The sequence below is a fragment of the Chromobacterium sp. IRSSSOUMB001 genome (assembly GCF_023507765.1).
In the GTDB taxonomy this organism is placed as follows: domain Bacteria; phylum Pseudomonadota; class Gammaproteobacteria; order Burkholderiales; family Chromobacteriaceae; genus Chromobacterium; species Chromobacterium haemolyticum.
This window is the reverse complement of sequence record NZ_JALCYU010000003.1, coordinates 206,560-220,053: the sequence shown is the minus strand read 5'-3', so window position 1 is coordinate 220,053 and position 13,494 is coordinate 206,560. Positions and strand designations below refer to the sequence as shown.

General features: G+C 65.1%; 6 protein-coding genes. 1 reads left to right on the top strand and 5 read right to left on the bottom strand.

The window, feature by feature from the left end; translation table 11 throughout:
• Positions 1-8 precede the first annotated feature (8 nt).
• Complete coding sequence (locus tag MOV80_RS05310; protein WP_107732098.1) at positions 9-956, top strand: LysR substrate-binding domain-containing protein; 948 nt, start codon at positions 9-11, stop codon at positions 954-956.
• A gap of 57 nt (positions 957-1,013) precedes the next feature.
• Here the strand turns inward: MOV80_RS05310 and MOV80_RS05305 are convergent, their stop codons facing one another.
• The 5 genes from MOV80_RS05305 to aceE all read right to left on the bottom strand — a co-directional run bounded on the left by MOV80_RS05305 (position 1,014) and on the right by aceE (position 13,260).
• The gene (locus MOV80_RS05305) at positions 1,014-4,829 is read right to left on the bottom strand and encodes a translocation/assembly module TamB domain-containing protein (RefSeq protein WP_107732099.1); all 3,816 of its coding nucleotides are present in this window, start codon (positions 4,827-4,829) and stop codon (positions 1,014-1,016) included.
• A 13-nt stretch (positions 4,830-4,842) separates the two neighbouring features.
• Entirely contained in the window at positions 4,843-6,585 is a 1,743-nt protein-coding gene (locus tag MOV80_RS05300; RefSeq protein ID WP_039754324.1) for an autotransporter assembly complex family protein, read from the bottom strand.
• A 333-nt stretch (positions 6,586-6,918) separates the two neighbouring features.
• Entirely contained in the window at positions 6,919-8,718 is a 1,800-nt protein-coding gene (gene lpdA / locus MOV80_RS05295; protein ID WP_081544961.1) for a dihydrolipoyl dehydrogenase, read from the bottom strand.
• A 114-nt stretch (positions 8,719-8,832) separates the two neighbouring features.
• Positions 8,833-10,476, bottom strand: coding sequence for a dihydrolipoyllysine-residue acetyltransferase (gene aceF, locus MOV80_RS05290; protein ID WP_043589453.1), 1,644 nt, complete (start codon positions 10,474-10,476; stop codon positions 8,833-8,835).
• A 120-nt stretch (positions 10,477-10,596) separates the two neighbouring features.
• Positions 10,597-13,260 (bottom strand): pyruvate dehydrogenase (acetyl-transferring), homodimeric type, encoded by a 2,664-nt coding sequence (aceE, locus tag MOV80_RS05285; protein ID WP_043589451.1) that lies wholly within the window; start codon positions 13,258-13,260, stop codon positions 10,597-10,599.
• Positions 13,261-13,494 lie beyond the last annotated feature (234 nt).

The following is a 13,494-nucleotide window of genomic DNA, read 5'->3' as shown; positions in this document are numbered from 1 at the left end:
GAGAAGAGATGAAACTGCAGCAACTGCAAGCGCTGATCGCGCTGGCTGACGGCGGCGGCATTCGCGCCGCCGCGCGCATGTTGGGTCTGTCCCAGGCCGCAGTCAGCAAGACGCTGCGCGAGCTGGAGCAAGAACAGCGGCTGCCCCTGTTGCAGCGTCACGCCAGCGGCGCGAGGCTGACCGAGGCGGGCCAGGCGCTGCTGATCCATGCTCGCCAGGTGGCGATGCAGCTGGAACGCGCCCACGGCGAAATGGAGGCGATGCGCGGCCAACGCGACGCCAGGCTATGCATAGGCGTCACGCCCTGGCTGGTGCCCACGCTATTGCCGGAAGTGGTGTTGCGCTTTCGCCAACGTCTGCCGGAAATCCGGCTGGAACTATTCGAAGGCTTGCTGGCGGTGGCGCTGCCGCGCTTGCGCGACGGCCAGATGGATTTCGCCATCGGCCCGCTGTTCGAGCCGCTGGCGCAGGAATTCCATTGCCAGCCGCTGTTCAGCCACGGCGGCCGTGTGTTCGCCCGCAACGGCCATCCTGCGTTGCGCGCACAATCCTTGTCCGCGCTGCTGGAGCAGGATTGGGTGGTCAATTACAGCCCGGCCAGTTACCGCCACGTGCTGAACCAACTGTTCACCCGACACGGCCTGGCTATCGCGCCGGAACGGCTGATCTGCGCGCAGTCGATGGCGCTGCTGGCCGGCCTGGTACAGGCCGGCATGCTCAGCTATGGCCCGGAACCCTTGTTGCTGTGCCCGGAATTCGCCGGCAAGGTCCAGGCCTTGTCGCTGCGGGAAGACATGGAAGAGATCGTCATCGGCGTGATCAGCCTGCAAGGGCAGGCTCACGGCTACGCCGCGCGCGGCTTCATCGACTGTCTGCGGCAGACGCTGCGCCAACGCATGCGATCGCCCCGGCCGGAGGACCGGGCGCTGGCGCACATGCTGACGCTGCGGTTTTAGAACCCGTTCAAAGCCGCGAAGATTCGTCGGTACGGCATTGACCGGCGATTGCCTCGCTCAATCAAAGCGCAAGGTGTAACGCGACTCCACCGAGGCGTCGGTACCCGCCCGCAGCACCATCGACCAGCCCTTGCTCAGTTGATAGGCCAGCTTCACCGCCTGGTTCGCGCTGGTTACGCCGTACTCGTAGCCCAAATACAGTTCGCGGGTCAGCTGACGGCCCACCGTCACCACCTGCTCCGCCGGGCTCACCGTGCCGTTGGCCAAGGTTTTTTCCTTGCGGCTGGACACGCCCAAGTCATCGAACAGGCCGATCTGGTCGTTGAGCGAACCGGCCAACATCATGCCGGCGGAGGCCGCCAGATCGTTGTCGTCGCGCTCGCCGCTCGCCGCCCGGCCCAACACCAGCCAGGCCAGCTTGTCCTTTTCCGACATCGGCTCGTCCGCGATCAGACGCACCTTGGGCACCGACACCGAACCGCTGACTTCCACGCCGGCGCCCACCGGCGACAGGCGGCGCTTGGCGCGCACATTGAGCAGCGGATTATCCAGCGGGCCGTTGAAGGTGATCGCGCCGTACTCGATGTCCAAGTCCTGTCCGTAAGCCTTGTAACGGCCCTTGACCACACGCACCTGGCCCTTGGCGCCCGGCGCTTCGCCCGGATTGGCGCTCACGCGCACCGAGCCGGTCAAGTCCACGTTCAAGCCCTGGCCGGAGAAGCGGAAGTGATCTCCCAGGTCCAGATCCAGCGCCACTGTCAGCGGCATGCTGGCGAAGGCCGACGGCTCCGGCCCGGGCCGGCCCTTGACCATCACGTCGTCGCTCAGGCTGGGCGCGCCGAACTTGGGCAGGCCGATGCGGCCCTGATCCGCGCGGATATGGCCGGTCAGCGACAATTTGCCAGCCACCATCGCCAGTTCCGTGCGGCCGGACACTACCAGGCGGCGGTTGGGACGGTCGAACACGCCAAACTTGCGCAACTCCACCGCTACCCGCGCATCCGGGGTGTCGCCGCTGAGATCCAGCGCTCCGCTAGCCGCCACCTCGCCTTCGCCGCCGGCGAAACGCAAGCGCTCCAACACCAGCTTGCGGCCGTCCAGCCGAGCCAGCAGGCTGCCGTCGCCCAGGCGGATGCCGGTGCGGCGGTCGGCCAGCAATAATTTGTCGCCGCGTATCGTCCCTTGCGCCATCGGCAGGCTCAGCGCGCCGGTCAGCGCCAGATTGGCGCCGATCTGACCGCCCAGTTCCAAAGACGGGCCGGCGAAGCTGGCCAGCGTCGCCAGCGAGGGCACGCTGGCGCTGACGGTGGCGTTGAGCGGGGTTTTGGCGTCGATGGCGCCGCCGTTCCACGGCACGGAACCCTTGCCTTGCAGCTGGGCGTAGCGGCTGTCCAAATTCAGATCGAACAAGGCGCGGCCGCCGTCCAACGTCAGGGTGGCGACCGCGGTCTTCAAGCCCAGCGCCACGTCCTTGCCCTTGTCTCCCGGCAATTGCACATCGCCGCCGGCGCGGCGCAGCACGAATTGGCCCTTGGCGTTGGCCGCCAGATTCAGATTCCAGTCCGAGTCGAAGCTCAGATCCTGCTTCACCGGCAGGCTGAGCAAGGGGCCCAGCTCCGCCAGCCTCAAACCGCGCGCGGAGCCGCGGGTGCTGAGCGCTCCGTTGGCCCCGCGGTTGAGTTCCGCCAGGGTAATGCTGCCGCCCAGCGCGGCCAAGCGGGCGTTGCCCACCTTGATCTGCTCGCCCAGCTCCAGCGCCACCGGTGCCAGCAGGCTGAGGCCGGGACGACCGCTCAACTCCAGCTTGCTCAAGGTGCCGGCCCAAGGCCCGGCCTCGCCGCGCAAGCCGCCGCTGGCCGCCAGTTGCAGCGCGTAGGGGTGATCGGCCAGTCGGAAACGTCCATCCAGCTGCAGGGCGTGGCGCGCGCGGGTGCCGTTGGCGCTGGCGCGCAATTGCTCGGCGCGGAAACCGCCGGCCTGCAGCGCGGCCACATCCAGTTTGAGCTGGAACGGGCTGTTCTGGTCCGCTTTGACGTTGCCGCTGAATTGCATGCTCTGCACAGCGATATTGCCCGGCAGCTTCAGACGGTCGGCTTGCAGATTGGCGCTGATCAACGGCGCCTTGGGCGTGCCAGCCAGTTCTCCCTGCCCCTTGACCACACCGGAGAAGCCGGGGCCGATCAGACCGAGGTTGGGCGCGTCGATCAAGAGTTTTAACTTGTCGCCGGCGGCGCCGTAAGCGCCGTTGGCCTGCAGCCGGTTCTGCGCCAGCCTCAGGTCGGCGCTGAGCGATTTCAGGCGTTCGCCCTGCAGTTGCAGGTCGGCGGCGCCGCTTAGCGGCGCACCGGACAGTTTGCTGGGGGCGAATTGCAGCTTGGCCGCCACATTCAGCGGGCTGACCAGTTGGCCCTTGGCCTGCAGACTGGCGTTGAGGTCGCCGCTGGGCAAGCCGGGCTTGAGCTTGGACGGGTCTGCGCGATTGAGCTTGCCGTTGAAATCGAACAACTGCTTGCCATCCAGCCCCAATTGGCCGGATAGAGCCAGGCTGCCCACGCCGGCGGTCAATTCCGCCTGCCGGATCAGCAGCGCCGGGTGCGGCGCCGGCGCAAAACCGACATTGGCCTTGGCCTGCAGGGTTTTGCCCTTGAGCTGGGCCAGGATGTTCGGACCGCTCAGGGGGCCGTCCAGCGTCACTCGGCCGTCCAGACTGTCGTCCGGCGCGTCGGCGTGCAATTGCCGCAGGCCCAGTTTGGAAATATCCAACGCCAGCTTGAGCCGGTCCGGCCGCACCTGGCCGGCCAGGCCGATTTCGCCGCCGGCGATCCGGGCGTGGGTGTTGAACAGCTCCAGCGCCTTGTCGTCGGCGCGGAACTCACCGGCCAACAAGGACAGCGGCAAGCGCTGCTCGGACAAGGGGCCGGCCTGCTCGTTGAGCAGGGTCAGCCCGCCTTTGACGCGCTGGCCGGCGTCCGGCTCCGCAAACACCGCCAAACTGAGTTTGGCGCGCGGCCATTCAGGCAGGATGGCTTGCGGATTGATGCCGGCCATGCGCGCGTCCAGCCGGGTGAAGCTGTTGAAGGGGTTGCTGGCGAAGGGCAGCAGGCCGCCCTTGACGTCGGCCACCAGGTCTTTGCCGGACAACTCGCCGTCAAAGCTCAGGTGCAGCAGATCGCCGCCCAGCGCCAGCCGCGCCTGATAGGGAATCTTGTCCAGTTCGCCGTCGGCGCTGAGCTTGCCCTGCAGCGCAAAGGGCTTGGCGTCGGCCAATTGCAGCGCCGCCGCGGCCTCGCCCCAGGGCGAACCCAGGCGCTTGAGCTTGAGATCGTGGCGCCGGCCGTCGTAGACGTAGCCGGCTTCCAGGCCGTAAAGCCGCAGCTTGGCGGGCTCCAGCGTTACGCTGGCCACGCTCAGCCGGTCCAGACGGATGCCCAGGGGCAAGGCCAGAGATTCCGGCGCACCGCTGGGCGGGGCGGCCGGCGTCGGTTTCACCGCCACCTTGACGTGGCCCACCGCCAATTGCCGCACCCACAATTGGCGCTGCCACAAGGCGCCCGGCCGCCAGTCCAGCTGCACGGACTCGATGTCCACGTCGCTGCCGGCGCTGCGCACGCGCACCTCACTCAGTTTGAAGCCGTCCCACAGCGTGCCTTCGGCTTGCTTGACGCTGACGGCGTTGCCGCTGAGGCCGCCCAACGACTGCATCAACCAGGCAAAGCCGGCGCGGCTGCCGGTCAGCCAGGCGCTGGCGGCCAGCAGCAGCGCGACCAGCAACAAGGGCAGCCACAGCAGCCAGCGCCAACGACGGCGCTTGGGCTTGGCCGGCGGCGGCGGCGGGGCGGTGTCGGGAGTGGGGGAGGTGTCGGTTTCGCTCATGAATGCATTCGGGTCAGAAGGCCAGGCCCAGGCTGAGGTTCCAGCGGATTTTGCCGTCGCGCTCCGCCTTGGCGAAGTCGAAGGCCAGCGGGGCCACCGGGCTCATCCAGCGCACGCCTACGCCGTTGGCGCGCTCCACCTGGAAGCCCTTCCAGCTCTGGCTGGCGTTGCCGGCGTCGGTGAACAACGCCAGATACCAGTCCGGCTTGATCGGGATTTGATACTCCAGGCTGCCGGTGGCCACCACGCGGCCGCCCAGCACCGAGCCGTTGGGGCCCGGCAGGCCCAAGCTCTGGTAATCGTAGCCACGCACGCTGTTGGCGCCGCCGGCGCGGAATAGGATGGAGGACGGCACCGCGTCCTTGTCGTTGGCCCACACTTGGCCCAGCTCCAGCCGGCCGACAAAGGTGCCGTACTTGGGAAACGGCGACCAGTATCCGACGGTGCGGGCGTAGCCGCGGACATAGGAGGTGGAGGACAGGGCGCTGCCGACCGTGCCGGAAAGCTGGAAGTCCAGCAAGACGCCGGAACGCGGCCGCATCAGATCGTCCACCGCGCGCTGGGTCCAGCCGTAGACCAGCTGCAAGGCGCGGGTGTCCTTGTTGGACACGCCGCCGGCCTCCTCGCTTTCCATCAGGTACTGCAGGCCGAGGCGCGCCTCGATATTGCCGCGAGTACGGGTGCGCCAGCCGCCCACATCGCTGCTGCGGGTTTTCAGGCCCTGCACGTCGTCGGTCTTGAAAGCGCTGGTGATGGAGTGGGAATAGCCGTCGGACTGGCGCGGAAAGCCCAGACCCAACGACAGCGATTGCTGGTTTTTCTTCCAGTTGGTCACCAGCGAGCCGGTGTAGCCGCGGCGGAAGATATTGTAATGGTCGTAACCGACGCGCACGCCAGGGCCGTCGCCGGAGTCGTAGATCAAGCCCAGCTCCAGCTTCTGGCGCGGCATTTCGGTGACGTCCACTTCCACCGGCACCCGGTGGGTCTCCGGGTCGATACGGGCCATGTCGGCGCTGACCACCACATTGGAGAAATGCGGCGCCTGCTCTAGCGCCGACTGGTAATCAAAAATTTTCTGCAGCCGGTAGGCGGTGCCGGGGGAGAAATCCGCCAAGCCGGTGGCGATCTTTTCCGGATAACGCTTCATGCCTTTGACGGTGATGTCGCCGAACAGGATCACCGGGCCGCTGTCGATGTCCACCACCAGTTGCGCGCGGCGGGTGGCCGGATCGATTTCCGCCACGCTTTTGCTGATCTGCGCTCTGGGGAAGCGGTCGGCGGTGATCAGACGCATCACCGCGCGCTTGCTGCCGTCCCAGTCGGATTGTCGATAAGGCGCGCCCATCGGCAGCGACCAGGCCTCCAGCACCGCGGCGAAGCGTTGCTGGAAATCGCCTTCGTCGCGTATCGGCCCGTTGAGGCGAATGGTGACGTCGTCGATCAGCGTGGGTTCGCCGGGCTTGACCTCGATCACGTACTGCCGGGCGCTTTCTTCGCGCACAGTGACGCGCGCGTCGAAGTAACCCTCGGTCTCCAGCAGCTTGCGCGCGTCCTCCGGGGTGCTCCGCACCAGTTCGGTCAGCAGCGTTTCGTCCATTTCTTCTTCCAGACGGCTGGTGACCAATTCCAGATTGTCTTGCAACAAGCCGGCCAGGCCGGAAGGCGCGTCGACGCGCACGCTGTAATCGAGCTTGGCCCAGGCGGGCGCAGCCGACAGCAATAAGATCAATGAAATAAGCAGGCGGGAGCTTGGCATGGTCCGATTCGTTTGGTGTCGAGGCCATGGTAACGAAACTTGCGGCGGCTGGCGAGAAGCGGCTGGGCGGCTTCAAAATCGCGGGGACAGGCCGGCGTTTTCTTAAACCAAAAGCTTAATTTATATTCAATGTAAATTTAGATAAACGGCGCGCAGGCATTCGCTTTGCTCATCGCAACCCGGCCACGCGCGCCAATCAGGCGCAAGGCGGTATGACTGGCCGCGCGGACAATAGTTTTGCCCTCAAGCGTTTTTTATAGCGCTCGCTCAAAATGGGCAGGCGTAAAAAAAGGGCAAACCCGGAGGTTCGCCCTTTTCCTTTCCGAGCCGCGCTTACTTCTTGCGCTGCGGCGGCAAATCAGTGCAAGTGCCGTGCGCCACTTCCGCCGCCATGCCGATGGACTCGCCCATGGTGGGATGCGGGTGGATGGTCTTGCCGATGTCGGTGGCGTCGCAGCCCATTTCGATGGCCAGGCAGACTTCGCCTATCATGTCGCCCGCATGCGGACCGACAATGCCGCCGCCGATGATCTGGTGGCTTTCGGCGTCGAAGATCAGCTTGGTGAAACCCTCGTCGCGACCGTTGGCGATGGCGCGGCCGGAGGCGGCCCATGGGAACACGCCCTTCTCGATCTTCAGGCCTTGCTTCTTGGCTTCGTCCTCGGTGACGCCGACCCAAGCCACTTCCGGATCGGTGTAGGCCACGCCCGGAATCACGCGCGCGTCGAAGTAGGACTTCTGGCCGGCGCAGTTTTCCGCCGCCACATGGCCTTCATGCACGCCCTTGTGCGCCAGCATCGGCTGGCCGACGATGTCGCCGATGGCGAAGATGTGCGGCACATTGGTGCGCTGCTGCTTGTCCACCGGGATGAAGCCGCGATCAGTCACCGCGATGCCGGCGTTCTCGGCGCCCAGCAGCTTGCCGTTGGGCGCGCGGCCGGTGGCGTACAGCACCAGGTCGTAGCGTTGCGGCTCTTTCGGGGCTTGATCGCCTTCGAAAGTCACCCACACGCCGTCGTCCTTGGGCTCCACGGCCACGGTCTTGGTGTTCAGCATGATGTTGTCGAAACGATGGGCGTTCCACTTCTGCCAAACCTTGACCAGGTCGCGGTCCGCGCCCTGCATCAGGCCGTCCATCATTTCCACCACGTCCAGGCGCGCGCCCAGCGTGGAGTAGACGGTGCCCATTTCCAGGCCGATGATGCCGCCGCCGATGATCAGCATGCGGTTGGCCACGCCCTTCAGCTCCAGCGCGCCGGTGGAGTCCACCACGCGCGGATCATCCGGAATGAACGGCAGCTTCACCACGCGGGAACCGGCGGCGATGATGGCGTTCTTGAATTTGACGATTTTCTTCTCGCCGCTCTCTTCGCGGCCCTTGCCGGTGGTGGCGGACACTTCGATGTGGTGCGGGTCGATGAAACGGCCGTTACCGCGCACGATCTCCACCTTGCGCGCCTTGGCCATGCCGGCGAGGCCGCCGGTCAGCTTGGCGATTACTTTTTCCTTGTAACCGCGCAGCATGTCGATGTCCACTTCCGGCTTGCCGAACTTGATGCCGTTGGCGGCCAGATGGCTGACTTCGTCGATCACCGCCGCGTTGTGCAGCAGCGCCTTGGACGGGATGCAGCCCACGTTCAGGCACACGCCGCCCAGGGTGGAATAGCGCTCGACGATGACCACTTTCAGGCCCAGGTCGGCCGCGCGGAAGGCGGCGGAATAACCGCCGGGACCGCCGCCCAACACCATCACGTCGCATTCCACGTCGGCGCCGCCGCTATGGCTGGCGGCCACCGGAGCGGCCTGCGGCGCGAAGCCGGCTTGGGTGGTAGCGGACGCGACGCCGGTGGTTTCCACCGGCTTGGGCGCAGCCGGAGCCGCGGCGGCTGCGCCGGCGGCTTCTACGATCACGATCACATCGCCTTCGGAGACTTTGCCGCCCACGGCGACGCGCACTTCCTTGACGGTGCCGGCGGCTTCGGCCGGCACTTCCATCGTGGCCTTGTCGGTTTCCAGCGTGATCAGGCTGGCTTCTTTCGCGATCACGTCGCCCGGCTTGACAAAGACTTCGATCACGTCCACGTTGTTGTGGCCGCCGATGTCCGGGACTTTCAGTTCAATCAGATTGCTCATGGTTTTCCATCCGCAACGTAAGGCGGAAGCCCGGAGGCCTCCGCCGATATTCAGCAGAATCGTTCGCTTGAGCGGCGCGCTCCGGCTAGACCGGAGCGGCCGTTCTGCTGGCGATTACAGAATCAGGCGGCGCACGTCGGACAGCAGCTTGCCCAGATGCACGGTGAAGCGCGCGGCGGCGGCACCGTCGATCACGCGGTGATCGAAGGACAGCGACAGCGGGCACATCAGGCGCGGCGCGAATTCCTTACCGTTCCACACCGGCTTGATCTGCGACTTGCAGACGCCGAGGATGGCCACTTCCGGCGCGTTCACGATAGGCGTGAAGCTGGTGCCGCCAATGCCGCCCAGGCTGGAGATGGTGAAGGTCGCGCCCTGCATGTCGGTGGGCTTGAGCTTGCCTTCGCGGGCCAGCTTGGACAGGTCGGTCAGTTCCTGAGCGATCTGGCGCAGGCCCTTCTTGTCCGCGTCCTTGATCACCGGCACCACCAGGCCGTTAGGCGTGTCGGCCGCGAAGCCGATGTGGTAATACTGCTTCAGCACCAGGTTGTCGCCGTCCAGCGAGCTGTTGAAGGTCGGGAAGGCCTTCAGCGCTTCGGCGGCCGCCTTGATGATGAAGGCCAGCGGGCTGATCTTCAGGCCGGACTTTTCCCACTCCTTGCCCACGGTCTTGCGGAAGTCTTCCAGCTCGGTGATGTCGCACTCATCGTTGAAGGTTACGTGCGGGATCATCACCCAGTTGCGCGACAGATTGGCGCCGGAAATCTTCTGGATGCGGGACAGCGGCTTGGTTTCGATCGGGCCGAACTTGGCGAAATCGACTTTCGGCCACGGCAACAGGTCCAGACCCGCGCCGGAGCCCGCCGGCGCGGCGGCCGGGGCCAGCGAGGCCGGGTTCTGCATCACGCCCTTGACGAAGGCTTTGACGTCGTCTTCCGTGATGCGGCCCTTGCGGCCATTGCCCTTGACCTTGCCCAGATCCACGCCCAGTTCGCGCGCCAGACGGCGCACCGACGGACCGGCGTGGGCCTTGGAGAAGGCGATTTCGTCGATGGCGGCGGCCACGGCCGCGGCGACCGGTGCCACGGCGGGTGCAGCGGCTGCCGGGACCGGAGCGGCCGGGGCTGCTGCCGGAGCCGGCGCGGCGGCTGCCGGGACGGAGGCGGCTGCGACAGCGCCTTCCACCACCACGATCAGATCGCCTTCGCTGACCTTGTCACCCACTTTCACTTTGACTTCCACCACGCGGCCGGCGGCGGAGGCCGGCACTTCCATGGTGGCCTTGTCGGTTTCCAGCGTGATCAGGCTGTCGTCGACGGCGATGTCATCGCCGACCTTGACGGTGACTTCAATCACGTCGACGCCATTGTGACCGCCAATGTCCGGCACGCGGATTTCACTGCGGCCGGAGGCCGCGGGCGCTGCGGCCGGAGCGGCTGCCGCTGGAGCCGGAGCCGCTGCAGGCGCGGCTGCGGGAGCCGGGGCTGCGGCCGCCGGGGCCGGCGCGGACGCGGCGGCGCCCACTTCCAGGATGGCGATCACGTCGCCTTCGGAGATCTTGCCGCCAACGACGGCTTTGACTTCCTTGATCACGCCCGCGGTTTCCGCCGGCACTTCCATGGTGGCCTTGTCGGTTTCCAGCGTGATCAGGGAGTCGTCCACGGACACGGTCTGGCCCGGGACGATGAATACTTCGATGATGTCTACATTGCTGTGACCGCCGATGTCGGGCACTTTCAATTCGATCAGATTGCTCATGAGCTTTCCATTCGTAAGGCGGAAGCCCCTGTCGGGGCTTGCCGCCGGATATCCGCTACAGATTCGCTTGCCATGCAAAGGCGGAACACCCCGGCCTGGACCGGGGTTTCCGCCCTGCGATTACACCTTCCAGCTAGGCAGCTTGTCGGTCTTGATGCCGTACTTGGCGATCGCCTCGGCCACCTTGGACGCTTCGATCTTGCCGTCGCGCGCCAGAGCGGACAGCGCCGCCAGAGCCACGTGGTAGCGATCCACCTCGAAGAAGGAGCGCAGGTTGGCGCGGCTGTCGGAGCGGCCGAAGCCGTCGGTGCCCAGCACCACGTAACGGCCCGGAACGTATTCGCGAATCTGATCGGCGTAGTTGCGGATGTAGTCGGTTGCGGCCACGACCGGACCTTGACGGCCGGACAGTTGCTGCGCCACGTAGGAGGCGCGAGCTTCGGCGGTCGGGTTCAGCAGGTTGTGACGCTCGGCTTCCATGCCGTCGCGGCGCAGCTGGTTGAAGGAGGTCACGCTCCAGATGTCGGCGCCGATGCCGAAGTCCGCCTTCAGCAAGTCGGCCGCGGCCATCACTTCGCGCAGAATGGTGCCGGAGCCCATCAGCTGCACTTTGACCTTGGCGTCGCCGCCGTCCTGCAGCAGGTACATGCCCTTCAGGATGCCCTCTTCCGCGCCCGCCGGCATGGCCGGATGAACGTAGTTTTCGTTCATCAGGGTCAGGTAGTAGAAGACGTCTTCCTGCTCGGCGTACATGCGGCGCAGGCCGTCCTGCACGATCACCGCCAGTTCATAAGCGAAGGTCGGGTCGTAGCTGATGCAGTTCGGAATCAGGCCGGCCTGAATGTGGCTGTGACCGTCTTCGTGCTGCAGGCCCTCGCCGTTCAACGTGGTGCGGCCGGCGGTGCCGCCCAGCAGGAAACCACGGGCGCGCATGTCGCCGGCGGCCCAGGCCAGATCGCCGATGCGCTGGAAGCCGAACATCGAGTAGTAGATGTAGAACGGAATCATCGGCTGGCTGCTGTTGGCGTAGCTGGTCGCCGCGGCGATCCAGTCGGCCATCGCGCCCGGCTCGTTGATGCCTTCCTGCAGGATCTGGCCGTCCTTGGATTCCTTGTAGAACATCAACTGGTCATGATCCTGCGGCACATAGTTCTGACCCTGGGTGGACCAGATGCCGTACTGGCGGAACATGCCTTCCATGCCGAAGGTACGGGATTCGTCCGGCACGATCGGTACCACGCGCTGACCAATGTTCTTGTCCTTCATGATGGTGCCCAGCATGCGGACGAAGGCCATCGTGGTGGAGAACTCGCGGTCGCCGGACGCTTGCAGCTGCGCGTCGAACACGGACAGTTCCGGCGTTTGCAGCGGGGTGGTCACCGGCTTGCGCGCCGGCAGGTAGCCGCCCAGCGCTGCACGGCGTTCACGCATGTACTTCATTTCCGGGCTGTCTTCGGCCGGCAGATAGTACGGCACGTTCGGCAGTTCTTCGTCGGACACTGGGATGCCGAAACGGTCGCGGAATTTGCGCAGTGAATCCAGATCCATTTTCTTGGCCTGGTGCGCGATATTCTTGGCTTCGCCGGACGCGCCCATACCGTAACCCTTGATGGTCTTGGCCAGGATCACGGTCGGACGGCCGTTGGCGTTGTTGGACGCCTCGTGGTAAGCGGCGTACACCTTGTGCGGATCATGGCCGCCCCGGTTCAGCGCCCAGATCTCGTCGTCGGACATATTGGCGACCATTTCGCGCAGCTCCGGGTATTTGCCGAAGAAGTGTTCGCGAACGTAAGCGCCGTCCTTGGATTTGAAGGTCTGGTAATCGCCGTCCACGCACTCGTCCATGCGCTTCTTCAGCAAGCCCTTGGTGTCCATCGCCAGCAGCGGATCCCAACGCGAGCCCCAGATCACTTTCAGGACGTTCCAGCCGGAACCGCGGAAATCGCCTTCCAGTTCCTGGATGATCTTGCCGTTGCCGCGCACCGGGCCGTCCAGACGCTGCAGGTTGCAGTTGATCACGAAGATCAGGTTGTCCAGGCCTTCGCGGGACGCCATCGAAATCGCGCCCAGGGATTCCGGCTCGTCCATCTCGCCGTCGCCGCAGAAACACCACACTTTGCGACCCGGAGTCTTCGCCAGACCGCGGCTTTCCAGATACTTGAGGAAGCGGGCCTGGTAGATGGCCATCAAGGGGCCCAGGCCCATCGAGACGGTCGGGAACTGCCAGAAGTCCTTCATCAGCCACGGGTGCGGGTAAGAGGACAGACCGTTGCCGTCCACTTCCTGACGGAAGCTGTCCAGCTGCTCCGCGGACAGGCGGCCTTCCATGAAGGCGCGCGCGTACACGCCCGGGGAAATATGGCCCTGGAAGTAAATCAGATCGCCGTCTTGCTCATCGTTCTGAGCGCGCCAGAAGTGGTTGAAACCCACATCGTACAGAGTGGCGGAGGATTGGAAGGAGGCGATGTGGCCGCCCAGCTCCAAGTCCTTCTTGCCGGCGCGCAGCACCAAAGCGGCGGCGTTCCAGCGATTGATCGAGCGAATGCGGTGCTCCAGCTCGTGGTTGCCCGGCGACTTGGCTTCTTTGCCGAGCGGAATGCTGTTCTGGTATGCGGTGGTGGCGTCAAACGGCAGATGGGCGCCGCGGCGGCGGGTGCGCTCGACCAGTTTCTCCAACAGGTAATGCGCGCGTTCCGGGCCTTCGGCGTCCAGCACCGACTCCAGCGCTTCAGTCCATTCCTGGGTTTCCAACGGATCGATATCGTCAGGGAAAGTTGCAGCCATCTCTGGTCCTCACAGCAAGGTGGATCGGGGGCCGTATGTAGCACTGCGCGGCCCCGCGTTATTGCAATTGGCTCGGATTCGAACCAATTTATTAGCTTCAGATTATAAACGAACGCAATCGCAAATAAAAATGTTCATTTACGAAAAGAGCGCCGTGTCTTGAGCAAGTGTACGTCTTCCCGCTTTCACAAAGGAATAGGTCAAGCGTACTAACGCTTGTTTAGGGGCGTAAAA

Coding starts and splice junctions, on each gene's coding strand:
- MOV80_RS05310 (WP_107732098.1), top strand. CDS start 9: ATGAAACTGCAGCAACTGCAAGCGCTGATCGCGCTGGCTGACGGCGGC.
- MOV80_RS05305 (WP_107732099.1), bottom strand. CDS start 4,829: ATGAGCGAAACCGACACCTCCCCCACTCCCGACACCGCCCCGCCGCCG.
- MOV80_RS05300 (WP_039754324.1), bottom strand. CDS start 6,585: ATGCCAAGCTCCCGCCTGCTTATTTCATTGATCTTATTGCTGTCGGCT.
- lpdA (WP_081544961.1), bottom strand. CDS start 8,718: ATGAGCAATCTGATTGAACTGAAAGTCCCGGACATCGGCGGCCACAAC.
- aceF (WP_043589453.1), bottom strand. CDS start 10,476: ATGAGCAATCTGATCGAATTGAAAGTGCCCGACATCGGCGGTCACAGC.
- aceE (WP_043589451.1), bottom strand. CDS start 13,260: ATGGCTGCAACTTTCCCTGACGATATCGATCCGTTGGAAACCCAGGAA.